Origin of the sequence: Echinicola pacifica DSM 19836 (assembly GCF_000373245.1) — a bacterium.
Taxonomy (GTDB): Bacteria; Bacteroidota; Bacteroidia; order Cytophagales; family Cyclobacteriaceae; genus Echinicola; species Echinicola pacifica.
Genome location: NZ_KB890755.1, coordinates 257,991 through 281,155, shown reverse-complemented (window position 1 = coordinate 281,155; position 23,165 = coordinate 257,991). Strand labels below are relative to the sequence as shown.

Below are 23,165 nucleotides of genomic sequence, written 5' to 3'. Positions count from 1 at the left end.
TAAAAAATGGTTAACAATAGTATGACTTAGGTAACCTTTGGGTAAAGCAAAAGGATGATCAGGCAGGGCGAGGCGAACTAAGGCCGGAGTGTGGACGGAGTGGAGTGCAGGAGCTATTGGGGAGAGACTCTATATGATTGTGGGGTGTAGTGCTAGGCTGATTTTGCCTATAAGAACAAGGTGTAATAGCCTTTTAGCTCATTTTTAAGTTGCTTGGTGATACGTGAGAGGGCATTATATATGGTCTGTGGAGCCATCTGCAGGGCATCGCTCACCTCAGGAATGCTCATGCCTTCCATGCGGTGCATCTGGAAAATGGCTGCATGGGAGGAGGGCAGTTTTTCTAGGCTGTGCTCGATAAGCTGATAGATATCATCCAGCTCCACTGTGTTTTCCTGAAGCCTGCTTAGGGAGAGTTTAGCCAGATCGAGTTCCTCATGAAGATGCATCTCCTGCACCAATTTAAAAATATGGTATTTGACTGCGGTGAGCAGGTACACCTTAATACTTCCCTTGATTTTGAGCGTGGATCTTCTTTTCCAAATGTCCATAAACACCTCCTGAACGATGTCTTCGGCCAGATCGTGGGACTTTATTCGGCTATAAGCCGAGCGATATAGGATTTCCCAATAGTGCTGATAGAGCCTATCAAAAGACTTTTGGTCGCCTTGCCGGATTCGGTCTAGTATATAGGTATCAGAAAAAGTAGTATCGCCCATGATCATGCATTGTTCTTTTCAAAATTAATGCATATCCGATCAGGGGGAGCTATAAAGGGTTTAACAAATCATTATGAATCTAAACAGCAAATGGAATTGTCCATCAACTTTTCTTATCAGCATGACCCAGGGATTTGTCAGGTGCGATGGCATCCCGCACGGCTTGCTTAAGTTCGGTGATATCAGGAAATCGCCCCTCTTCTTTTCGAGACCAGACCAGATTGCCATTGGCATAGATATCATATATTCCACCAGTTCCGGGCAGCAGGCTCATCTCATCGATCTCCTGATCGAAGGTCGTCAGCAGTTCCTGTGCCATCCATCCTGCGCGCATCAGCCAGCGGCACTGCGTGCAATAGTGAATTTCAATCTTATTCCTTTCCATACCTTAAAGATATCCAATAAATGAAAATTTATGAAGCTCCTAAAAGGATAATAATAGCAGATGGCCGGTCCTGGGTATTCTTCCTTATCTCTCATTGAGGCAAGGATTAATATTGAATAGGAAAGGATAGCGTGTAAGAGACTGAAATGCATAAATCTAAGTTCAAAATACAGTTATTTATAAGTGATGTGATTTTTGGAAGTTAGGAGTGTTTTTTTGGTAAAAATCAATGAGCGATTTGCAATTAAGAAGCTTGCATTTACTACCTAAAGGTATAATTTTGTTATGAGTAATAATTTTACTCGGTGGGTATTAGGTTCATTTATGGGACTGACTGGGCGAAGCTATGCGAAGTCATCATGGGGAATAAAAGAAAATAGGGTGCAGACGAAAGTAATAGAGCCCAGCAAGGGGTGGAAATTAGTTGATTTTAGAGAGCTGTGGAGGTATAGGGATTTACTATATTTCCTGACGCTTCGCGGGATCAAGGCTCGCTATGCGCAGAGCATTCTGGGTGTAGCATGGGCGATCATTCAGCCCTTATTTGCATCGGTGGTATTTACGGTTGTTTTTGGTAAGCTTGCCAAGGTCGATTCTGATGGGATGCCGTATATATTATTTTCTTATTTGGCATTATGGCCGTGGAATTATTTCTCAAGCACGCTCACCGAGTCAGCTAACAGCCTTATCGCCAATTCTGCGATGATCACCAAGGTTTATTTTCCCCGGATGGTATTGCCTTTGGCCTCCATATTCTCCAAGCTACTTGATTTCCTGATCGCCTTTTTGGTGGTGCTTGGACTATTGATCTATTTTGGGCTGATGCCAGGATTCGGTGTTCTTTTTCTACCGGTTTTCATCCTCCAGCTTCTCCTTTGCTCCTTGGGTATGGGAATGATACTCTCTGCCATGGCGGTGCAATACCGAGATGTAAAACACGCGATGACCTTCCTTGTGCAGCTGCTTATGTATGCTGCACCAGTGGTATATAGCACCAATGCTGTGCCTGAAAATTACCAGTCTTTTTATATTCTGAACCCCATGGTGGGCGTAATCGAAGGCTTCCGCGCCGCCTTCCTGGACCGCCCCATCCCCTGGGCCTGGATCTGGCCAGGCAGTCTGGTCGCCATTCTCCTCTTCCTATTCGGAATGATGTATTTCCGAAAAATGGAAAGAGTATTCGCTGATGTGGCTTAGGAGGGCGAACTATTTTTGAGTTCTTCTCACTTTATTTTGGCAATTGGTGTGGAATAAATTTTTGTTTACTTGTTAAATTAATATATGATGAAAAATTATTTTAAAGGTATTGGTAATCTATTTGGCAAGGATATCGTGTTTTTTTTAAAGGAGCAAAAAAGTAGAAGTGAGTTGAATAATTTTCTACCTACTTATTTTCCATACAGTACTTTTTCCATCCTTTATTCCGATCTGGAGATGTTACTAAACCACACCATATTTAATGGGAGCACCACTATTCTGGAAACTGGCAGTGGACTGTCCACCTTGGTTTTGGGGAAGTATTTCAAATTCATAGGTCATGGAAAAGTAATAAGTTTAGAGAATGATAAGAAGTGGTATGATTTAATGACGAATTTAATTACAGCAGATGAATTGTCTGATTTTGTCAAAATAGTCTATTGCCCAACAATTGATATTAAGCATTCCAATAAGAAGGGTAAATGGTATGATGAGGCCGTTTATCAGGAGGAAATTGCAGGAGTTAAATTTGATGGGTTTATCCTGGATGGACCACGTGCCAATTCTCCAGCATTAATAGACTCAAGGTATCCTTCTTATACTTTAATTGAGGGATATGCTAAGTCAAACTACTTTGTGTTTATGGATGATTATAAAAGAACCGGAGATAAGGAGAATTTTGCAAACATTATAGCCAAGTTTCATTTGTCAATAGTGAAGCAGAATCGTCATGGTAAGGGTGTTTTATTGACAAAATAATTTTGATTACTGTTATTTTCTCTGGTTAGAGTTCTTGATGAAATTAGTATCTGTAATTATTCCCGTATTTAATGCTGAATGCTTCGTTGAAAATGCGGTGAAGTCTGCATTTAATTTGAAATCTGTGGGAGAGGTGATTTTGGTAGAGGATGGTTCCACAGATGACTCTTTCGAAGTTTGCCAGAGGCTTTCTGCGGATTATAAAAATGTAAGGCTATTATATCACGCAAATCATAAAAACTGCGGAGCGGGAGCAAGTAGAAATTTAGGGATTACTTCCTCCAATTTTCCTTATATAGCGTTTCTGGATGCAGATGATCAATATTTACCTCGTCGTTTTGATAAGCTTAATGACCTAATTAGGGATCATATAAGCTTTGATGGTATTTATGAAGCAGCTAAATATATGGGTTCCGACGGGAAGATTTTTTCAATAAATAATGATTCAATCCCCCCATCCAAGCTTTTTCATTATTTATTGCGTGGTACCTATGGTCACTTCTGTACCAATTCTATAACTGTTAAAAAACAGCTTTTGATTAGGGCTGGAATGTTTAATGAATCATTGAGATTGCATCAAGATTCTGAACTGTGGTTGAGGTTAGCTCATTTTGGAAATCTCATTGCTGGAAATATCGTAGAACCTGTCGCATTGATTAGGAGACATGAAGGTAATAGAGTCTGGAAGGGAACTACCATCGAAACCAGAATTACCCAATGGAAAGCTACTTGGGATTGGGCCAAAAAAGAGAGGGTAGGAGTGTTGGAAAAGATGTTGATAATTAGAAAGTTAGTAAAGTTATTTTGGCGATATAGGCTTAAGAAATAGAATTCATTGTGTCCAAAGCAATTATAAAAGTAGAAAATTTATCCAAACGCTATAGGTTAGGCTTAAAGGAGAAAAAAGCCAAAACTTTGGTCGGCCAGTTGGGAAATATAGTAAAGGCTCCATGGGATAATTACCAAAGATTGAGGAGAATGAGCCATTTTGGAGTGGACGATGAGTCCGTTTTCTGGGCTTTGAAGGAGGTGAATTTTGAAGTGAAGGAAGGTGAGGTCTTAGGAATCATAGGAAAGAATGGAGCAGGCAAATCCACCTTGCTGAAAATACTCTCTCAGATCACGCAGCCCACGAGTGGTAGAATCACCCTCCATGGTCGTGTGGCTTCACTTCTGGAGGTGGGGACGGGCTTCCATCCGGAGCTTAGCGGAAGGGAGAATATCTATATGAACGGAACCATCCTGGGAATGACCCGTCGGGAAATAGACCGAAAACTGGATGAAATCATTGATTTTTCGGGCGTGGAGAAGTTTATAGATACCCCAGTTAAATTTTATTCTTCAGGAATGAAGGTAAGGTTGGGCTTCTCGGTAGCCGCTCATTTAGAGCCCGAAATTCTCATCATCGATGAGGTATTAGCAGTGGGGGACAGCGAATTCCAGCAAAAATGTCTCGGCAAGATGGAAGATGTTAGCAAAAACCAAGGCCGTACCGTGCTGTTTGTGAGTCATAATATGGCGGCGGTCCAGAATTTATGCCCAAAGTCCATGATCTTAAACCATGGGCAACTGGGCGGGCTGGGAGCCACTGAGGATATTGTTAGGAAATATTTAGAAAGAAATGCTCCAGTCAATCAGATGAGTATTTCAGATATGGAAATGAAGGCCGAGGGAAGTAAAGCGATTTGGCTGGAACATATAAGTGTATCTAGCAAAATTAATGAGGTCTTTCCAGCCGTGTGTAAGGAGGATTTATTTTTAATATTGGATTTAGGGTTAAAAGAAAATAAGTCATTTAAGGGGGCAAGGGTTGATATTAGGATTGATAATAAACTCAATCAGCGGCTTATTTGGTGCAGCACTAGTGCAGAGGATGATTTTTCAATTAAGGCAGGAAGGTTAATATTTAAAATTCCAGAATGTCCTTTATCACCAGATGATTATCTACTCACAGTTTTTATTCATGATGGTAAGGATGTGGCTTCGTGGTACCCTAATTTGATGTCATTTAGGGTTCAAGACGTTAAATATTATGATAATGGTCTGATTATCCCCAAGGGGCAAACAAATTTTATTTATCCTTACGAAATTATTTCCGAATGAACATTATTAAGGGTTTAAGAGATAAGCTATTTGGTTTGAAGAAAATAGAGTACTTACTCAGCAAGAGTGCTGAATTATCTAAGAATCACAACTTATTTTCAATGCGGGAGCTTAAAGCAATGGAGATCTTACGTCCGTACTTCCCAGACGGCTATCTCTTAGAAACTTCCTATTCTATAAGTTTTCAAACCATTCAACATATAATCAATGATATTATACTAAATAAGCCCGCTGTAATTTTGGAGTTTGGATCCGGACTTTCTACCCAGATTATAAGTAACTATATCCTTAAAAATGGCTTAGATATCAAATTTGTTAGTATAGATAATGACCTAATTTGGCTGGGTTTTTTACAGAGAACTATCAAAAATGTAGACTTTTATCATTTTCCTTTAAAGAAGAATCATCCATTTTCACACCAGGGAAATGGTCAATGGTTTGATATTCCAAAGCAGCATATAGTAAATAGTTTTATTTTTGATATGGTGATAGTTGATGCACCAAAAGGAGATCTAGGAGAGAAATCTCGAGTAGGTGCGATTGAATTCCTGAGTGAAAAACTAGGCTCAAACCCAATAGTATTTATTGATGATTCTAATCGCAAGGACGAAAGAGAGATATGTGATCTTTTGTTACTCCGATTCGAAACTTTAAAAAGTGTCAAACATTTCTATAATTATTCAAGATTATCTCATAGTGAATTATTTTATTCAGCGCCTTCTTGATTTTAAATGGAATTAACTATAATAATACCTGTATATAATAGGCCGGAATTATTGGAGTTTACGATTCAGTCTATTTTACATCAGTCATATAAGGATTGGAAGTGCCTATTAGTAGATGATGGCTCGGATGATGATACCATTATGCTTTTGCATAAACTATGCGCTTTAGATAGTAGATTGACCGTTATTTTTAGAAATAGGAAACCAAAAGGGGCTTCTACCTGTAGGAATATAGGACTGAATTATGTGAATTCGAACTATGTGCTTTTTATGGATTCGGATGATATTATGAGCGAATCATGTCTTGAGAATCGATTTACAGAGATTTACAAAAAGCCAGATTTTGATTTTTATGTTTTTAATTCCGAGCTATTCTTAAATACCCCAGGGGATATGAGAGTTGTTTGGAATACTGATACAGATGAATCTGATTTGTATAGGTATTTGCGTTTAGATGGAGTGTGGCAAACCTCTGGTGCGATATATTCCACTGACTTTATTAAATCAATCAGTGGCTTCAAAGAAGGACTTGGTATCTGGCAAGATTATGAATTACATATAAGGGCTATCCTTGCCAATGGAAAATACATTAAGTTCTTACAGCTACCAGCAAATATTTTTATCAGAGTCAGTGAAACCGAATCTATAAGCAGAACTAAATCAAAAAACAAGCAGATAGAAAACCTTAGAGAAAGGGCTGAGGTATATCTCTCATTATTCACCAGAATTGAAAAAAGTAATTTTAAGCAAGATCAACAATGGAAGGAGATTTATGGCTCTATTTGCTTTTGGTTTGGTTGTCAATTTTATTTAAAATACGGGGATATTACCTATACCAAACATTTTTTCAAAAAATTAAAGGGGCTGTTAGGGTATTCTAGGCTCACTAGGTCTAAGTATAGTTTTTTCTGCTACCTTTTGAAATTTTCAAATAGATTTAAGGGTATTCATCATTTAATAAGATTTCTTATTAGAATGAGATGCCTACCGGATTATTATATTCAGGAAGGAAATACAATGTGTAAAGTTAAATTGTGAAGTATTAAATAAATTTTACTTCTCCTTGGATACTAATGTTGTGAGTTTAATTACTTGAAAATCAGTAAGGTCATTGGTCAATATTTCTCAATTGATAGGGTGATTGACTCATTTAGAAAGCCGCAGGATATTATCCTTCTGGTATATAGTAAATATCAGTTGTATGCTTAAGCAGTTGATAGAAAAATGTGATACTATGGTGAATAGAAGGCGCTGTGGGAGAGAGATAGCAGGCGTCATGATTCGAAAAAATTAGAGTAAATAAGTACTTATGAGTAAAATAATTTTCACCCTTTGTTCTAATAACTATTTAGCTCATGCTAGGATTTTAGGGGAATCGCTAAGGGTTCATGCTCCTGATTGCCAGTTTTATATTGGCTTAGTAGATGAATGGGACGTGGCTATTGATTATAACTCGTTAAATGCTGAAGTTATAAAGTATGACACCATTGGAAGGGATTTTACCTCGATGCTGTCGAGATATAATATTATTGAATTTAATACAGCGGTTAAACCTTATTTTATCGATTACTTTTTTCAGCGTTTTGGTAAGGATACTATGGTGTATTATATTGATCCTGATATAAAAGTTTACCATGATTTAGGGTATTTACATGAGCAATTAGGACAATTTGATATTATTTTGACTCCAAATTTAACTGTTCTGCCCAGTAAGGTGGAAAGAGGGGAGCTTGCCTCTCTAAGACATGGTGTTTTTAACTTGGGATTTATAGGCTTACGGTATTCGGAAGAGACAATGAAATTCATTGATTGGTGGTGTATTAGATTGGAAAGCCATTGTAAAATTGATAAGCCTCGAGGGATTTTTGTGGACCAAAAATGGGTCGATTTAGCACCGCTTTTTTTCGATTCAATCGGTCTTTTGAAGCATCAAGGTTGCAATATGGCCTGGTGGAATTTCTCTGAAAGGAATTTACTTCAATTGAATGGGAAGTTTTATGTTAACAATTCCGCTCAGGATTTGATTTTTTTCCATTTCAGTGGATTTAAACCTAAATCCACTAATGCGACGGTAAGAATGAATGACGATTCCTTTACCTTAAAAGATGAGGCTGTTTTGAACTCATTATTTCAATCGTACAGTGAAGAATTAATTGAGAACGAATATGATTTCTATTCAAAAAGGACCCCACTCCTGAAGTTTTATAGTCCGCCAAATGGGATGGGGGTTAATTTAAGGAGACGTTTAGGTTTGTTGAAAAAAGCTCTGGTTGGGAAGGTGTAATAATGGGCATCAGCGTTATCATATGCACACATAATGGAAGCAAGAAGATTGAATTTGCCTTACATTCCCTTATATCTCAATCCTTCATAGGTGAGTGGGAATTGATTGTGGTAAACAACAATTCCTCCGACGACACTATTCAGGTTTGCACCAAAATACTAGCCCAATCAAATTTAGATTGGAAGATTGTCAATGAGTTTAAAATCGGTTTGTCCCATGCTAGATTAAGAGGTATCATGGAAAGTAACTATGATATTTTGCTCTTTTGTGACGATGATAATGCTTTGAGTATAGGATACCTGGACCATGGCTATGTACAGATGAATAATAATCCGCAAATAGGGGCAATAGGCGGCTGTGGCATACCTGTAATAGAGAAGGAGGCTCCACAATGGTTTTTAAAATATAGCCATAGTTATGCTGTAGGTCCTCAAGGTGTTGCAGATGGTATTTTAGATTCTTCCAAAGCGGAGTTATATGGGGCGGGAGTTTTTATGCGAAAGGCGCCCCTGTTAAAATTGTGGAAATGCGGGATCGAGCCTATATTAACTGGTAGGATAGGGGGGAAGCTTATGGCAGGAGAGGATATCGAACTTTGTTATCTTCTTCAATATATGGGGTACAATTTAGCTTATGAGAGTAATCTGACCTTTTATCATCAAATTACTCAGCAGCGTCTTACGTGGGAATATTATATCGAACTTAAAAGTGGAATTGCATTTAGCTCTGCTTTACTTTTCTCGTATAAGGGTGTGCTAGAAAACCCTATTTGGAGTGACCGTAAGTTTATGTTACAATACAGTAAACTATTCATTTTCAATTTTTTGATTCTTGCCAAGTTATTTGTAGTAAGTATTGCTAAACCGGCACCTGATAGCCAATTGAATAAGGCTGTCTATAAGTCAAAGGTCCAGTCCTATATGTTGAATTTCTTTAAGTCATTTCGTCATTTTAGATTATTGAAAAAACACCATTCAGCTCTAAATGGAGAAAAATAACGCCACTTTTTTTTCGATTATCATCCCAACGTATCAGCGTGCTCATTTACTATCAGGAGTAATTCGATCAGTATTATCCCAATCATTTTCAAAATTTGAATTATTAATAATTGATGATGGATCAAAAGATAATACTGAAAGTATCATAAAAGCCCTTGATGATCCAAGAATCCAATATCATTATAAAAATAATGGTGGCGTTTCTTCAGCAAGAAATTATGGAGCTGGATTGGCGAAGGGTCGTTACTTGATATTCCTTGACTCCGATGACTTACTTCATGAAGGTGCTTTATTAAATTACTATTCGCATGGGAAAATAAATTCAGAGCTTATACTATTTTCTGGATATAAGAGACGCAGCACAGAGAAAATAAGGTCAATATTGCCATCAAATATTTCAGAAATCTCAAGTATTCCAGGAACATTTGCACTTCCAAAGCAGCATTTTATTAGCTCAGGTGGTTATGATGAGAAAATTAAGTACAGTGAAAATACTGAATTATTATTTAGAATTAGAAAATTAAATTTTCATCATAAAATAGTGAAGTTTTATAGTATAATATATAATGAATCACCTAATGGTGAATCAAAAAACATTTTCAATAAAATAGAATCACTTAGCTATATCCTTGAAAAGCATGATTCTACCTTGACTGAAAAAGTTAAATTTTTATATCATCAAATAATTGGAGTTAACTATCTGAAGATATCAAATTATGATCTGGCCTTCATACATTTTCAGCAATGTGTAAAATATCAACCCTTTAACATAAAGGGTTACGCCAGGCTAATGCAAACCTTTTACCTATCTATATTTTAATAAAACTGCAATGAGCGGGAATAGCGGTGTCGGAGGATTTATAATAACATTTGATCGTGCAGATACTTTGATTGAAACAATAAATAGTGTTTTAAAACAGACGATTTGTTTCAAAGTGTTATGGATTATAGACAATGGTGACAGTCCTAAGGTGCTTCAATTGCTGGAATCAGTGCAAAATAAAATCATCAAGTATCATCAAGTTGGTTATAATGCGGGGCCAGCTGGCGCCGCCAGGATAGGATTAGAATTATGCTACAAAGATAATCTCGAATGGATCTATTGGGGAGATGATGATGATCCCCCACTATTTAAAGATACGATTGAAAAATTAATCCAAACTGCTTCTAATTATCCCTTACCAGGTATTATCGGCGCTGTAGGGCATTTTTTTGATCCTTACACGGGAAAGATTATAAGAACCAATAATGATCAATTAGATACTGAAGGGGGACTGATAGTGGATAGTATTGCAGGAAATATGACAATGATAGTTCATTCCAATGTAATTGAGAAGGGTGTTTTGCCTGATGATGATCTGTTTTTTGGTTTTGAGGAATTGGACTTTTGTTTAAGGGTAAAAAAGCTTGGATTCGATATTTTAGTTGATAAGAAGATTTTTAAACGACATCGAGAATTCTTTAATCGAACAGATGTTAAAATTAAAATTTACAAAAAGAAGCCCATTGATAAGCTTTGGAGGGAGTATTATAGTACACGGAATCTGTTATATATTTCTCGCAAAAATCATTTTTTCATAATGAAATTATCTGTTCTATTGAAGAGCGTTTTTAAGATAATATATGGGTTTAGATATGGGTTTAAATATGGATTTAGAAACAGCAAGATGATTTCATATGGCATTCTCCATTTCTTCGTACGAAAAATGGGAAACAGAAATTTAAGATAAAAGCCCCTAATGAAAGTCTCAATCATCATACCCACCTATAATAGGGAGAAGTACATAGCTTCAGCTATCCAGAGTGTCCTAGATCAATCCTATTCATATAATGAACTTATAATTATTGACGATTGCTCCACCGACAATACACTTAAGGTAGTCAGTCAGTTTCAGGATGATAGAATCAAACTGATTAGATCTGAAGTGAATGGAGGAAATGCACAGGCTAGAAATCAGGGTATTAGGCATGCCTCCGGGGATCTATTGTTTTTCCTTGATAGCGATGATTATTATGAGAGATCCTACCTGACAGAAATGATAGTGTTTATCTCTGAGAATCCCGAAAATGGATTTTATTGGTGCGGATCTAATTTTATAAATGGTGATGATCAGGTATATAAGCGGGAGTATTGGGAACCAAAATTCTCTTTGCCAGGTGATAGTTTTTTTTATGAACTTAGGATAGGTACCAATAATGGGATCTGTTTTAGAAGGGAGGTTTTTGATAGTTGTGGCTATTTTGAAGAAAAGCTTAGGGCGTCTGTTGATCGAGATTTCTTTCTCAGAATTTCCACTAAGTTTTCAGGAAAAGGATATCATAAATTCCTGATAAATTGTCGGATTGGAACTCACTCCTCCTTACGGAAGGATTATAAATATCAGGCCCTTGCCTATAATTATTTTTTGCAAATCTATAAATCCAAAATAAAATCAGACCCAGTTTTAAGGAGTTGGTGGTTTCATAAAGCCATGTGGTTGAATCTATATAATGGCAATATGAAAAACGCTTTTAATTGTTATTTAAATATTCCCTTTAATCTAAAATCTACTTTTATTTTTTTAGTGTTTCTAGTTTTGGGAAAATCCATTGGAATTAGGGCTCATCAGGCTGCAGGAAAAAAAGGAATCTCAAAATGAGGGTTATATATATTATAGATACGCTTCAAACTGGTGGTGCAGAAAAAAGTTTACTGGCTATAGTTAAGCGGTTTACCATTATTCAACCTCTGTTTTGGGTATTATATGAAGGGGAGCATTCTTTGTCCGAATTATATGAGGAAGCTAAGTTGCAGGTTAAATACTGGAATTTTCCTCCCACAACGTCACGTTCTTTTATTGCTAAGAAATTGTCGGCTGAAATTGGGATTGAAAAACCAATAGTTATACACTCAACTTTATTTCGGTCTGATATGGTTTCCAGGCAATTATCAGGGGATTTTGTGATAATTAATAGCATTGTAAATAATTCGTACCATTGGAGAAGATATAAAGACCTTTCCCTTAAGGAAATTTTGGCCTTATTAAGAGTACAATTTTTAGATTTTATTTCTGTTAAAAAAGTGGATTATTGGATAGCTAATTCTTCCTATTTAGCGAAGGTTCATCAAAAGTACCTGGGAATAGAGAATTCAAAGATTAAGGTAATTCCTAGAGGGCGAGCAATAGAAAAAAATACAAGAACCTTTGAAAGTCGCTCTGACGATATTGTTTTCCTCAATATTAGTAGGTTGATCCATAGAAAGGGATTAATTGATTTGGTATATGCTTTTAGGGATTTGGTTGCCAGGTTTCCTATTGCTAAATTATACTTGGTAGGTGATGGCCCTCTAAAAGATGACTTAGCCAAATTAATTGAAAGGTTGAATTTAGCCGATAATGTTTTCTTACTCGGAGGACAGCTTGAGGTAGGCAGGTATTTATATTCTTGTGATTTTTTTGTATTTCCTAGTCACTATGAAGGTCTACCTGGTGCTTTGATAGAGGCTATGCTTGCAAAAAAACCAATCATAGCTTCAGATATTCCAGAAATTAAGGCCTGCGTTCATTCTAATATGGCAATGTTTCATGAAGTAGGAAATCGCAAAGATCTTGCTAAGACATTAGATCGGGCGATTACTTATCAGAATTGGGAGGAGGAAGTTAATCGAGCATATTACCATGCCTTGAATGAATATGATATTGATAATATATCAAGAAATTATGAAGAATTTTATCTAAAACATTCAGGTTGATCACGCTGTTTTTTTCTTTATCACAATGAATATTGTTCATATAATTAATAAGCCACAATTAAGAGGTGCTGAAATTTTTGCATGCCAATTGGCACAATTGCAAAAAGATAATGGGAATAAAGTTCTGGTTATAAGTCTGTTTTCTGCTGAAGCTAAGCTACCCTTTGATGGATTAATGGTTTGCCTAAAAGCCAAAAAAAGGTATCGGTTTATAGATGTTAAATCATGGGCTTACCTATCAAAATTAATCAATGAATGGGATGCAGATATTATTCAAGCGAATGCCGGAGATACCCTTAAGTATGCGGTTTTTTCAAAATTATTATTTGGCTGGAAGGGCAAAATAGTCTTTAGGAATGCCAATAAAATGAGTGGGTTCATAATTAGCAGGTATCAGCAAATCCTTAATTCATTTTTATTACGGAAAGTAGATGCCATAGCTTCAGTTTCACACTTGTGTCAGGAAGATATAGTTGAGAATTTTAAGCCGAATTGCCTGATGGAGGTAATTAAAATAGGAATTGATCAAAAGACCATAGTTTATTTGAATAATGATATCAATCCCTATCCACTGAAAGAAGGATCCTATTTGTTAATTATAGGAGCTCTCGTTCCTGAAAAAGGCATTGACCATTTTTTGGAGGTTTTTAAAACATTTAATAGGAATTACCCTTCTATGGACCTGGTGATTATAGGAAAGGGGCCTATGGAACATCAGGTTAAAAATGAGATTAAAAGACTGAATCTAAAAGAGCGAGTAAGAATTTTGGACCCACTATCAAATATATTTCCAGTTATCTCATCCGCAAAGGCCTTGGTTGTTCCTAGTCTAATAGAAGGCCTTCCTGCCGTGATTCTGGAATCCATGTTCTGTAAAGTCCCCGTAATAGCTTATGACGTGGGCGGGATATCAGAAGTGCTCATATCCGGGGAAACAGGGTTTCTAGTACCTGCCGGAAATGAAAAAGCAATGTTACAGCATATGGTGGAAGTTATGGAAATGCCCACGGATAAACTTGAAATTATAATCAGAAATGCTCAAGAAATGATTTCTAAAGATTTTAGCTTGTGTACTTTAAGAGATGAGTTTGATCAATTATATGCTAAAGTGATTTCATGAATTTAAATCACTTTATCCTTTAAAATTCTGTATTCCAAAAATCCTAAATGATAAGATTTAAGAGCTTAAATGAAGCCCTCTAACCCAATTCGTATTCTGCACCTTATCAAATCCCTGGGGAGGGGTGGGGCGGAGAAATTGATTCAGGAGACTGCTAAGAGGCATGATAAGGAGGGTTTTGAGTTTTTTTGCTTGTATTTCCTGCATCGACCTTTTGACCTTGCAGAGGAATTGGAGGAGGCCGGGGTGAGGGTGCACCTCATTGAGGCTTCTGACCTGGCACTGCCCTCTTTGCTGGGGCCGGTGGGGAAATTGGTGCAGCGACTGGGTATTGATATCATCCATTGTCACCTCCCCTGGGCCGGCGTACTCGGTAGACTGGTGGGCTGGAGAAGGGGGCTGCCTGTGATCTATACGGAGCATAATGTGTGGCAACGGTATAATTTCCTTTCTCGCAAGCTGAATAAATTGACCTTTGGAATGCAGGATTTGGTGATTCCCGTTTCGGAGGAGGTGAAGAGAAGTATCCTGCTGGGGCATGGTAAGGACCGAAGGAAGCCTGTCCTTCAGACCATCACCAATGCGGTGGATACAGACCATTTTACCAAAAATAGAGCGCTAGGAGACAGCATCCGTCAGCAGCTAGGTATCCCAGAAAGGGCTCTGGTGATCGGCCAAGTGGCGGTTTTTAGGATTCAGAAACGGCTGCAAGCCTGGCTGGCCGTGGCGCAGAGTATTGCAGATTCCCATCCTGAGGTCCACTTTATCCTGGTGGGGGCTGGTTCCGAAATGCCAATGGTCAGGACCCTGATTCAAGAATTGGGTCTGGCGACGAAGGTGCATCTTCCCGGCACTCAGACTGAGGTGCTTCCGTATTTGTCGGCCATGGACCTCTACCTGATGACTTCAGAGTTTGAGGGGCTGCCGGTGGCCATGCTGGAGGCTATGGCCTGTAGCCTGCCTGTGCTGAGCACAGGGGTGGGGGGGATTGCCGAGGTAGTCCGTGAGGGACAGGAGGGGTTTTTGTCTGCCTCATCAGAGTATTTGGACCTGGCGATGGCGGCCGATAGACTGTTGAAGGAAGAGGCCCTACGAATAGCCATGGGCGATAGGGCTCGGAAGCGCATAGTGGAAGGATTTGGAATGGAGCGAATGGTCCGCCAACTGGAAGACTGCTACCGATCAGTGCTGAAGGCACGAAAATGAACTGCAAATTTGAGCCTTGATTTCTCCGGCAATTTAGGCTGTAGGTGCCTTTGGTTTCGCGGGAGATGAACCTCTTATCAGGGGTTGAAGCAGAAAGGCCTTTTGGAATATATATACTTGTTTTTAGCTTATAGTTTTACCTAAGTGACTGGCGATAGGCTTCGCCAAAATTCTATATCGCCACAAAAAAAATGTAGATTTACCCCTATGATTGGAGGATTATTATTGATACCGATTTTGTACGCCTTGACTCAGCCGCTGCTTCAGTTTCTGAAGAGACGGCATAGGCAAATCAGTGTCAGGACCCTGTCGAATCTCTATTGGTATCATATGATTTTCGTGGGCATATACTATACTTACGCCCTTTTTCGTAATTCTGATTCCCACGCCTATTTTAATAATGCCAGCTATCCGGAGCTGCACTGGTTCGATTTGCTGTCCACCGGCACCCGCTTTGTAGAGTGGATAGCCTTTCCATTTGTGAAGTTTCTCTTCTTCAATTATGAGATGACGATGGTATTATTTGGCTTTTTTGGATATATAGGTTTCGTGTTTTTTTACGTTTTTTTTAAGGATAATCTCCGCCTTAAGATCCGCTATCAAGGCTATGATGTGGTAAATCTACTAATGTTTCTTCCCAATATGCACTTTTGGACCTCTAGTCTGGGGAAGGGAAGTGTGGTTTTTTGCGGGATAGGCTTGCTGGTATATGGTCTGACTTTTCCCGGCAAGCGATGGGTCAGTTTATGTCTTGGGGGCTTTTTGACTTATTTTGTTCGACCACATATTTTCTTTGCGACCATGATTGGGATGGGAGTTTCTTTCTTTTTGGGCAAGGAAAAAATGCCCCTTTACCAGAAATTCCTGACGGTCTCGATAGGCCTGGGTTTATCCATATTTATCTATGATGAGCTGGTGGTCTATCTCCGACTGGATGAGGACAATGTCTGGGAGAGTTTCATAAATAACACCGAATTTATCGGTGGACAGCTTCAGCATGCCGGCTCGGCAGTCGATATGCAGGCTTATTCACTGCCTGTGAAGCTATTCACCTTTTGGTTTCGACCTTTGTTTATCGACGCGCCAAACGTATTGGGAGTATTTATTTCGGCCGAAAATCTATTTTACCTAATCTATTTCAGTAAAATCTTCCACAAAGATTTCCTCACTTTCATTCGCACCGCCCCGGCCATGGTCAAGATGTCTGCGGTGGTTTTCCTTAGCATTTCTTTTTCCATGACCTTTGTGATGTCTAATCTGGGGATCATCATTCGCCAAAAAAGCATGATCATGTATTTTATGTTTTTCGTGGTGGTGGCCTTTCTGGATTGGAAAAAATCCCGAGCGGTGGAGCGCAGGCGCAAAAAACTTCGTTATGCCCAGGCTCCTAGCCGTCTAGAGGTCGATAGGCTTCCTTCCTGATGAATACTAGCATGTCCAAGCTTATAATTTCCTTAGACTTTGAATTGATTTGGGGTATTTTTGATCGGGTATCACCCGGCCAAAAGGAGGGTTATTTTGCGCGTACCAAAGCGGTAATTCCTGAGGTTTTGAGCTTATTTAGGGAGTTTCACGTTCAGGCGACCTGGGCCACAGTGGGCATGCTGATGACTGAGTCCAGAGCCGATTGGGATCAATTAAAACCCACCATTCTTCCCGAATACCGAAATAAAAGCCTTTGTCCCTATCGTTGGATAGCCCAGTACGGCTATGATCCGCTGCTTCACAGCGCCGATGGGCTCATTGAGCAGATTATATCCTGTCCTGGGCAAGAGCTAGCCAGTCATACCTTCTCACATTTTTATAGCCAGGCAGAAGGTGCCGGCCTGAGCGCCTTTGATGCTGACTTGAAAATGGCCCGGCAGGTAGCCCAGCAGAAGTATGGCCAAAGGCTGCGAACCTTGGTTTTTCCGAGAAATCAATACAGTGAGGAGCACCTGAAAATCTGTTTGCAAAATGGTTTCAGCACCGTCCGCATCAACCCTGGGGATTGGTTCTGGAAGGAGCCAGAAAAAGCGGGGTTTTGGAAGAAAGCCTTTCGGACTGCCGATGCTTACCTTCCTCTTAGCCATAAGACTTCCTTTGCCCTTTCCAAGACTGATATAAGTTCTGGTAGGCCTCTCCAGCTTCCTGCTAGCCGACTTTTGAAGCCCTTTAATCCTTCTTTTTCGGGCTTAAATGAGCTGAAATTAAGACGGGTGATGCACGAAATGACCACTGCCGCCCAGCTGGGTGAGGGCTATCACCTATGGTGGCATCCGCATAATTTTGGCATGCACCCCAAAGAAAACCTCGCCGCTCTTCGCCAGATCCTCCTTCACTACCAAAGCCTACACGATAGGTATGGAATGCAGTCCCTCAATATGGCCAAGCTCTCCGATCTGCTGCTTCACAAACCTTGATTTACTTGGAAGCCCTCTAGGAGTTGTAATTTTTTCCCATCTAAAACAGCTCCAGGTCCCCTATGCTGAAGGCCAAGCCCTGTTTATGCATTAGGGTTTTCCACTCTTCCGTTTTACAATTTAGATTTCTCATAGTAACTAATGGGCCGCGGTTCACCCTTAGAAAGCGGGTGAGACCAAAGGACTCCAATTGCGGTATCGCTATGCCCGAACCGCTCAGCAGTGCAGGATGATGGATTCGGCATTGGGCGGCGAGCTGCTCCTGGAGATGGCCCTTAGCATAGCTGTCTGATCCCCCGAGAAGATATAGGTCACATATCCTCAATTCATCAAATCGAGAATGGGATTTTATACGAAACACGCATAGATAAGTCTCTTCATCGGTCAGGAATCCATAGTGGTACAGGGGATTATTTTTGTAACGCCATCGTAGGTATTCGGGGCTCAGCACCGTATGCAGTGGGCTGGCCATCGGGTTCTTAAATCTTGCCACTTGCGTGAGCAGGTTTTCAGGACATTCTGGAAGAGCTTGGGGCTCAGTATTGGGCTTTCCTGAGCGAATTGGCAGTCTCACCAGTGCTATTTGCAGCGGTAAACGACCATGAATTTCCCAGCCCATTTTTAGATATCCTGGAAGGCTTTGTTTATTGGGGCTGTTGAATATAAAGTCGTAGCCTTCCTCTGTGCATTTTTGCACTAGGCTGAGGCTGAGTTTTTTGAATATCCCCTGACCTTGGTAGTCGGGGTGAACGGCCGTATCTACCGCCCTTAGGCTGGCGAAGTTTTTCTGCCTTCCCTGCCATTTCCAAGGCATAAACGCCCTGACTCCCACTATTTTCCCCTGATGCTCTGCCAAGATTACCGGGCTTTGCCCAAATGGACCTTCCTCATGCTTCCAGCGCCATAATGGGATGGATTTAGGGATCAGAGATTCACCAAGAGACGTTTTGAGGAGCTCGACGATAGCAGGGAGGTCTGATGGGGATGCGTTTCTCAGTTGCATTGGCCTAAATTAGCGCATAGCAGACAATTATTAAGGACATATTTATTATTTTTCGGTTCATAAAAAAACAGGCTCTCCTCAGATGGTAGCATTCCTAGTGATATTTATCGTGTATGCGCTCACCTTTTACGCCAACCAGCGTATGGCCTCTTCGGCTAGGGTCACGGCGCAGCAAGCGGGGATTTTGCAGGCTTTGATGGTATGGCATATAGGGATCAGCTTCTTCTTCCATGCGTATATACAGCGTTTTGGGGGAGATTCCATTGTCTATTGGAACCTCAATGGCCCCTTAGCCGCTGTGGACGCAGAGGGCTGGTGGGATTATTTTGGTATAGGCTACCCCTTTATGTATTGGCTAAATTATATTCCTTCCAAGCTGTGGCACTGGGATATCCTGGCGGGGCACCTGATCTACGGCTGGCTGGGCTATTGGGCGATGAGAATGCTGTTTTTACAGCTGATTTCCTTGGGACGCTCCAGCTGGAGGTTTCTGGATACCCCTTGGTATGCCTTTCTCTTATTTCTTCCCAACCTACATTTTTGGACGGCAGGGATCGGGAAAGAAGCTTTATGTTTACTGGCTTTGGCCTGTGTGTTTAGGGGCTTGCAGCGGCCTCAGTTTCTCTATCTTGCCTTTGGGATAGGGCTGATTTTTATGGTCCGTACTTATCTTGCCTGGTTGGTTTTGCTGGCCCTTGGCCTCTGCTTATTGCCACTTTGGCGACAGCATCGATGGGCCAGGGTGTACGCTGCTAGCTGCTTAGCCTTGGCCATTAGTGCTTTTCCTCTGCTGTTCTGGTATTTGGGTTTGGGAGAATTTAGTTTGGCCAGCGCACAGGAGATCATCGCCCGCCAATTTGCGATGCTGGGAGGCCAGGGGGTAGGTTCGGCGGTGGACATGGCCTCTTATTCTCAACCGATGCGGCTATTGACTTTTTGGTTTCGTCCCTTATTTCTGGATGCTCATAATTTTACTGCCTATTTAGCCTCGGCAGAGAACCTCTTATTGGTCCTCCTATATATGATTTTGCCCTTCACCATCTCCTGGACTCAGTGGAAAAAAGCACCCATATCCTATGGTTTTGGACTAATATTATTTCTCTTAATCAGCCTATTATATGCCAATATCCTGAGCAATCTGGGCATCATGATGCGCATGAAAAGTCTATTCATCTTATTCCCCATCTTCTGGGGTGGATTTCTCATGGGAGGATTGAAGGAAAAGTTGTAATTACCTGTTTTTCAAATATATATAAAGGTTTTATTTTTATGAATTACTAGATTTTAAGGACTGTTTAGCCTGATGGATAGTGTTCCAAGGACAGCACAGTACAGAACGATTTTGTTAGAAAGGGTGGATACATTGGTTGTGGGTTATGGACTATCCTATCCCCATTGATTACCAATAAATCCAATGTTCCAATGACTAAAGCAATTACCCTAAAATTGCCATGGAAGAGTCAGGGCTTATGCCTACTCGCTATGGCCTGCAGCTTCCATCTAAAAGCTGAGACATCGACCCTGCTGGCGACAACAAACCCTTCGGATTTCCCCTTTTACAGTACTAGCCAAAGTATAGAAAAGACCATTTCTGGGACGGTGCTGTCCAGCGAAGATAATATGCCTCTCCCAGGGGTGAGTATCCTGCTAAAAGGCGCAGGGCGTGGTACCGTGACTGATATTGACGGTAAATATAGCCTGGAGGTACCCGATGAAGGTGCGGTGCTGATCTTCAGCTCCATAGGTTTTGAGAAACAGGAGGTTGCTGTGGGCAATCAGACCAGCATAGACCTGACCCTACAGGTGGATATGCAGCAGCTCGGTGAAGTGGTGGTGGTGGGCTATGGAACCCAGCGCCGAAAGGATATTACAGGATCTGTGGCCTCCGTAGGCTCTAAGGACTTCAATACAGGAATGTCCGTGGCTCCGGAGCAGTTGCTGCAAGGAAAAGTGGCAGGGGTGAATATTGTCCAGAATAGCGGCCAGCCTGGCGCTCCTTCCACTGTGACCATCCGAGGTGTAAACTCCATTTCTGCGGGAAATGACCCTCTTTATGTGATCGATGGGGTGCCGCTACAGTTTAGCTCTTCCAATAAATTTGTGTCCTCGGTCCAGGGAAGTTCCCCCTTCTCCTCAGAGGGTACCAATCCACTAAACTCGATAAATCCCTCCGATATTGAGTCCATAGACATTCTGAAAGACGCCTCGGCCACAGCTATTTATGGTTCCCGTGGGGCCAATGGGGTCATCATGATTACGACCAAAAGTAAAAGCTCCGGGGAGACCCTAACTTACGATACCTATGTGGGCGTATCGAGCGTGAGAAAAACTCTTCCCGTATTGTCGGCAGACCAATATAGAGACTATGCCACAGCCAATAATCTGGCCTTTCCGGATGAAGGGGCAGATACCTTTTGGCAGGATGAGGTATTCCGTTCTGCGGTGAGCCAAAACCATAATATCGCCTTTGGCGGTGGCTCTGACGCCAGTAATTATCGCGCTTCTATAGGCTATACTGATCAGCAGGGGATTTTGCTTTCCTCCGGCTTGAAGAAATATACCGGCCGATTTAATGGAACACATAAGGCGCTCGAGGGTCGTTTGAGACTGGGCGTGAATATGACCTACGGAAAGACTGCAGAGGACAATACCCCCGTTTCTTCCAATATAAATAATGAAGGTGGCAATATCCTAAAGGATGCCATCCGATGGGCGCCGACCTTACCAGTGACTAATCCTGATGGCTCTTATTACCAGATAGGAGAGCTAAGAATCAATCCCGTATCATGGGTGGAAGTGGATGATGAGCGCTATACAGGCATGTTTCTGGGGAATGTAGATGCTGCTTTCGATCTTATGGATGAGCTTACTTTCCGTATCAACCTAGGTCATAATGACCAGTATATTGAGCGATTTACCAATATGCCTGCCAGCCACCCATCAGGAGAAACTGACGGTGGACGGGCTTCTATCAATAAGCAGCAGAATTATAGTTCCGTAGCGGAGGCCACCCTTACCTATAATAAGGAGTTTAATAGTAATACTAATTTAAGCTTACTAGGCGGCTACTCCTTTCAGCGTTTTGTGACCGAATATACCTTCACGGAGGCCAATAACTTCGTCTCTTCTTCCGTCAAGTGGAATCTGATCCAGTCGGGAACCATCCTATCTAATACTTCCTATAAATCAGCCAATCGGCTGGCCTCGGTTTTTGGACGTGCCAATCTACGATTGAAGGATCGCTATCTTTTTACCTTTACCCTAAGGAATGATGGCTCTAGCCGGTTTGGAGAAAATAACCGCTGGGGACTGTTCCCTTCAGGAGCCTTTGCCTGGAATATCACCGAGGAGGACTTTATGAAGACTAGTAGCTTTGACCAGTTGAAACTGCGTGTAGGCTATGGGGTGACGGGAAACCAGGAGATCCCTAATGACCTCTATCGCCAGCAGCTGGGGATCGCTGGATCTGCCGTATATGTGCTTGGTGGCGAGGCTATCCCTAGTGTTTTGCCTACCAACTATGCCAACCCGGACCTTCAGTGGGAGCAAACAAATCAGCTGAATATTGGCCTAGATTTTGGCTTCCTGAATAACCGCCTGACGGGTACTCTCGATTATTACGAGAAATATACCAATAACCTCCTGCTTCAGTTTTCCACTGCCGCTCCCTCCGTGGTCAATACTCAGTGGGCCAATGTCGGGGAAGTGGAGAATAAAGGGATAGAGCTATCCCTAAACGCCGACTTGATGGTGGACCGCCCTCTTAGTTGGAATATGAATGTGAATTTTTCCAGAAACAGAAACGAGGTCACTTCCCTTTCCAATTCTCAGTTTTCCCGTGAGGAAATACGTACTTCCCCACTCTCAGGGGTGATCACTCCCAAGGATTTCTCGCAGATCATCAGACCGGGGCTTCCTTTAGGTACGTTCTACGGCCGAGAATTTACAGGGTATGACGAAAATGGCATGGAGACCTACCTCGATACCGATGGCGTGGCAGGCGCAGATCTGGTAGTAATCGGAAATGCCAACCCTGATTTTATTTATGGGATGAGTCATCAGTTTCGCTATAAGAGATTTGATGGATCCTTTACCTTGAGAGGGGTGGTGGGCAATGATATTCTTAATAATACAGCAGCGGAATTTTCCTATACCAATTCCACTCCGGGGATAAATATCCTTCAATCTGCCCTTACTTCGGGGGTGAGTAGGGATCAGACCGCCCAGTTCTCCTCCCAATGGCTGGAGGATGGGAGCTATCTCCGAATGGACAATATTAATATCGGCTATAATTTTGACGTTGCGGCTTTAGGCTTCTTAAAGCGGGCCAGAGTATATGTGACGGGTCAAAATTTATTTGTCATTACAGGTTATTCCGGTTATGATCCCGAGGTGAGGACCAATACGAATGGGGGTGGAAATGCCGCTATTGGGATTGACTATTTGGCTTACCCACGTCCTCGTGTGTTTATGCTAGGTGGAAGCTTCGCCTTTTGATCGAGGAGTGAGCACGGAATTAATTAACCTAAAA

At 41.1% G+C, this 23,165-nt stretch carries 21 protein-coding genes; 18 read left to right on the top strand and 3 right to left on the bottom strand.

Going from position 1 to position 23,165, the window contains the following annotated elements:
- Positions 1–167: 167 nt before the first annotated feature.
- Complete coding sequence (locus tag B050_RS0116930; RefSeq protein ID WP_157492864.1) at positions 168–719, bottom strand: RNA polymerase sigma factor; 552 nt, start codon at positions 717–719, stop codon at positions 168–170.
- 103 nt (positions 720–822) lie between these two features.
- Positions 823–1,104, bottom strand: a complete 282-nt coding sequence (locus B050_RS0116925; protein WP_026235975.1) for a SelT/SelW/SelH family protein — start codon at positions 1,102–1,104, stop codon at positions 823–825.
- A 324-nt stretch (positions 1,105–1,428) separates the two neighbouring features.
- On the opposite strand from B050_RS0116925, the gene B050_RS0116920 reads away from it, so the two are divergent.
- The 16 genes from B050_RS0116920 (at position 1,429) to B050_RS0116845 (ending at position 17,631) form a co-directional block, all read left to right on the top strand.
- Positions 1,429–2,301 carry an ABC transporter permease gene (locus tag B050_RS0116920; RefSeq protein WP_018475136.1) on the top strand — a complete coding sequence of 291 codons (873 nt, stop codon included), beginning with the start codon at positions 1,429–1,431 and terminating at the stop codon, positions 2,299–2,301.
- Positions 2,302–2,472: 171 nt separating this feature from the next.
- Positions 2,473–3,060, top strand: coding sequence for a hypothetical protein (locus B050_RS0116915; protein WP_157492863.1), 588 nt, complete (start codon positions 2,473–2,475; stop codon positions 3,058–3,060).
- A gap of 37 nt (positions 3,061–3,097) precedes the next feature.
- The gene (locus B050_RS22650) at positions 3,098–3,889 is read left to right on the top strand and encodes a glycosyltransferase family 2 protein (RefSeq protein ID WP_018475134.1); all 792 of its coding nucleotides are present in this window, start codon (positions 3,098–3,100) and stop codon (positions 3,887–3,889) included.
- 8 nt (positions 3,890–3,897) lie between these two features.
- Positions 3,898–5,163, top strand: a complete 1,266-nt coding sequence (locus tag B050_RS0116905; RefSeq protein WP_018475133.1) for an ABC transporter ATP-binding protein — start codon at positions 3,898–3,900, stop codon at positions 5,161–5,163.
- Positions 5,160–5,888 carry a hypothetical protein gene (locus tag B050_RS0116900; RefSeq protein ID WP_018475132.1) on the top strand — a complete coding sequence of 243 codons (729 nt, stop codon included), beginning with the start codon at positions 5,160–5,162 and terminating at the stop codon, positions 5,886–5,888. The genes B050_RS0116905 and B050_RS0116900 overlap by 4 nt, the downstream gene beginning before the upstream one ends.
- 6 nt (positions 5,889–5,894) lie before the next feature.
- Complete coding sequence (locus tag B050_RS22990; protein WP_018475131.1) at positions 5,895–6,926, top strand: glycosyltransferase family 2 protein; 1,032 nt, start codon at positions 5,895–5,897, stop codon at positions 6,924–6,926.
- A 271-nt stretch (positions 6,927–7,197) separates the two neighbouring features.
- Positions 7,198–8,172 (top strand): hypothetical protein, encoded by a 975-nt coding sequence (locus tag B050_RS22640; RefSeq protein WP_018475130.1) that lies wholly within the window; start codon positions 7,198–7,200, stop codon positions 8,170–8,172.
- Between the two features lie 2 nt (positions 8,173–8,174).
- On the top strand, positions 8,175–9,170 hold the full coding sequence (locus B050_RS0116885) for a glycosyltransferase (protein ID WP_018475129.1): 996 nt from the start codon (positions 8,175–8,177) through the stop codon (positions 9,168–9,170).
- Positions 9,157–9,990: a glycosyltransferase family 2 protein gene (locus B050_RS0116880; protein WP_018475128.1), complete on the top strand. Its 834-nt coding sequence runs from the start codon at positions 9,157–9,159 to the stop codon at positions 9,988–9,990. The genes B050_RS0116885 and B050_RS0116880 overlap by 14 nt, the downstream gene beginning before the upstream one ends.
- A gap of 10 nt (positions 9,991–10,000) precedes the next feature.
- A complete protein-coding gene (locus B050_RS0116875; protein WP_018475127.1) occupies positions 10,001–10,900 on the top strand; it encodes a glycosyltransferase in 900 nt (299 codons plus the stop codon).
- 9 nt (positions 10,901–10,909) lie between these two features.
- A complete protein-coding gene (locus tag B050_RS22635; RefSeq protein WP_018475126.1) occupies positions 10,910–11,809 on the top strand; it encodes a glycosyltransferase family 2 protein in 900 nt (299 codons plus the stop codon).
- A complete protein-coding gene (locus tag B050_RS0116865) occupies positions 11,806–12,903 on the top strand; it encodes a glycosyltransferase (RefSeq protein WP_018475125.1) in 1,098 nt (365 codons plus the stop codon). The genes B050_RS22635 and B050_RS0116865 overlap by 4 nt, the downstream gene beginning before the upstream one ends.
- A gap of 25 nt (positions 12,904–12,928) precedes the next feature.
- Positions 12,929–14,023 (top strand): glycosyltransferase, encoded by a 1,095-nt coding sequence (locus tag B050_RS0116860; RefSeq protein ID WP_018475124.1) that lies wholly within the window; start codon positions 12,929–12,931, stop codon positions 14,021–14,023.
- Positions 14,024–14,092: 69 nt separating this feature from the next.
- Positions 14,093–15,229: a glycosyltransferase gene (locus tag B050_RS0116855; protein WP_018475123.1), complete on the top strand. Its 1,137-nt coding sequence runs from the start codon at positions 14,093–14,095 to the stop codon at positions 15,227–15,229.
- Between the two features lie 207 nt (positions 15,230–15,436).
- Positions 15,437–16,651, top strand: a complete 1,215-nt coding sequence (locus B050_RS0116850; RefSeq protein WP_018475122.1) for a hypothetical protein — start codon at positions 15,437–15,439, stop codon at positions 16,649–16,651.
- A gap of 11 nt (positions 16,652–16,662) precedes the next feature.
- Complete coding sequence (locus B050_RS0116845) at positions 16,663–17,631, top strand: polysaccharide deacetylase family protein (RefSeq protein WP_229802392.1); 969 nt, start codon at positions 16,663–16,665, stop codon at positions 17,629–17,631.
- 40 nt (positions 17,632–17,671) lie between these two features.
- On the opposite strand, the gene B050_RS22985 is transcribed toward B050_RS0116845, so the two are convergent.
- Positions 17,672–18,634, bottom strand: a complete 963-nt coding sequence (locus tag B050_RS22985; protein ID WP_018475120.1) for a GNAT family N-acetyltransferase — start codon at positions 18,632–18,634, stop codon at positions 17,672–17,674.
- Positions 18,635–18,716: 82 nt separating this feature from the next.
- On the opposite strand from B050_RS22985, the gene B050_RS0116835 reads away from it, so the two are divergent.
- Both B050_RS0116835 and B050_RS0116830 read left to right on the top strand, forming a co-directional pair.
- Positions 18,717–19,865 carry a hypothetical protein gene (locus tag B050_RS0116835; protein ID WP_018475119.1) on the top strand — a complete coding sequence of 383 codons (1,149 nt, stop codon included), beginning with the start codon at positions 18,717–18,719 and terminating at the stop codon, positions 19,863–19,865.
- Between the two features lie 191 nt (positions 19,866–20,056).
- Entirely contained in the window at positions 20,057–23,131 is a 3,075-nt protein-coding gene (locus B050_RS0116830) for a SusC/RagA family TonB-linked outer membrane protein (RefSeq protein WP_026235972.1), read from the top strand.
- Positions 23,132–23,165: the final 34 nt, after the last annotated feature.

Excerpts from the sequence above, each read along its gene's own strand:
- B050_RS0116900 (WP_018475132.1), top strand. The coding sequence starts at position 5,160 with ATGAACATTATTAAGGGTTTAAGAGATAAGCTATTTGGTTTGAAGAAA.
- B050_RS0116865 (WP_018475125.1), top strand. The coding sequence starts at position 11,806 with ATGAGGGTTATATATATTATAGATACGCTTCAAACTGGTGGTGCAGAA.
- B050_RS22635 (WP_018475126.1), top strand. The coding sequence starts at position 10,910 with ATGAAAGTCTCAATCATCATACCCACCTATAATAGGGAGAAGTACATA.
- B050_RS0116930 (WP_157492864.1), bottom strand. The coding sequence starts at position 719 with ATGGGCGATACTACTTTTTCTGATACCTATATACTAGACCGAATCCGG.
- B050_RS0116850 (WP_018475122.1), top strand. The coding sequence starts at position 15,437 with ATGATTGGAGGATTATTATTGATACCGATTTTGTACGCCTTGACTCAG.
- B050_RS0116830 (WP_026235972.1), top strand. The coding sequence starts at position 20,057 with ATGACTAAAGCAATTACCCTAAAATTGCCATGGAAGAGTCAGGGCTTA.
- B050_RS0116855 (WP_018475123.1), top strand. The coding sequence starts at position 14,093 with ATGAAGCCCTCTAACCCAATTCGTATTCTGCACCTTATCAAATCCCTG.
- B050_RS22640 (WP_018475130.1), top strand. The coding sequence starts at position 7,198 with ATGAGTAAAATAATTTTCACCCTTTGTTCTAATAACTATTTAGCTCAT.
- B050_RS0116845 (WP_229802392.1), top strand. The coding sequence starts at position 16,663 with ATGTCCAAGCTTATAATTTCCTTAGACTTTGAATTGATTTGGGGTATT.
- B050_RS0116880 (WP_018475128.1), top strand. The coding sequence starts at position 9,157 with ATGGAGAAAAATAACGCCACTTTTTTTTCGATTATCATCCCAACGTAT.
- B050_RS22985 (WP_018475120.1), bottom strand. The coding sequence starts at position 18,634 with ATGCAACTGAGAAACGCATCCCCATCAGACCTCCCTGCTATCGTCGAG.
- B050_RS22650 (WP_018475134.1), top strand. The coding sequence starts at position 3,098 with ATGAAATTAGTATCTGTAATTATTCCCGTATTTAATGCTGAATGCTTC.
- B050_RS0116835 (WP_018475119.1), top strand. The coding sequence starts at position 18,717 with ATGGTAGCATTCCTAGTGATATTTATCGTGTATGCGCTCACCTTTTAC.
- B050_RS22990 (WP_018475131.1), top strand. The coding sequence starts at position 5,895 with ATGGAATTAACTATAATAATACCTGTATATAATAGGCCGGAATTATTG.
- B050_RS0116875 (WP_018475127.1), top strand. The coding sequence starts at position 10,001 with ATGAGCGGGAATAGCGGTGTCGGAGGATTTATAATAACATTTGATCGT.
- B050_RS0116860 (WP_018475124.1), top strand. The coding sequence starts at position 12,929 with ATGAATATTGTTCATATAATTAATAAGCCACAATTAAGAGGTGCTGAA.
- B050_RS0116885 (WP_018475129.1), top strand. The coding sequence starts at position 8,175 with ATGGGCATCAGCGTTATCATATGCACACATAATGGAAGCAAGAAGATT.
- B050_RS0116925 (WP_026235975.1), bottom strand. The coding sequence starts at position 1,104 with ATGGAAAGGAATAAGATTGAAATTCACTATTGCACGCAGTGCCGCTGG.
- B050_RS0116920 (WP_018475136.1), top strand. The coding sequence starts at position 1,429 with ATGGGACTGACTGGGCGAAGCTATGCGAAGTCATCATGGGGAATAAAA.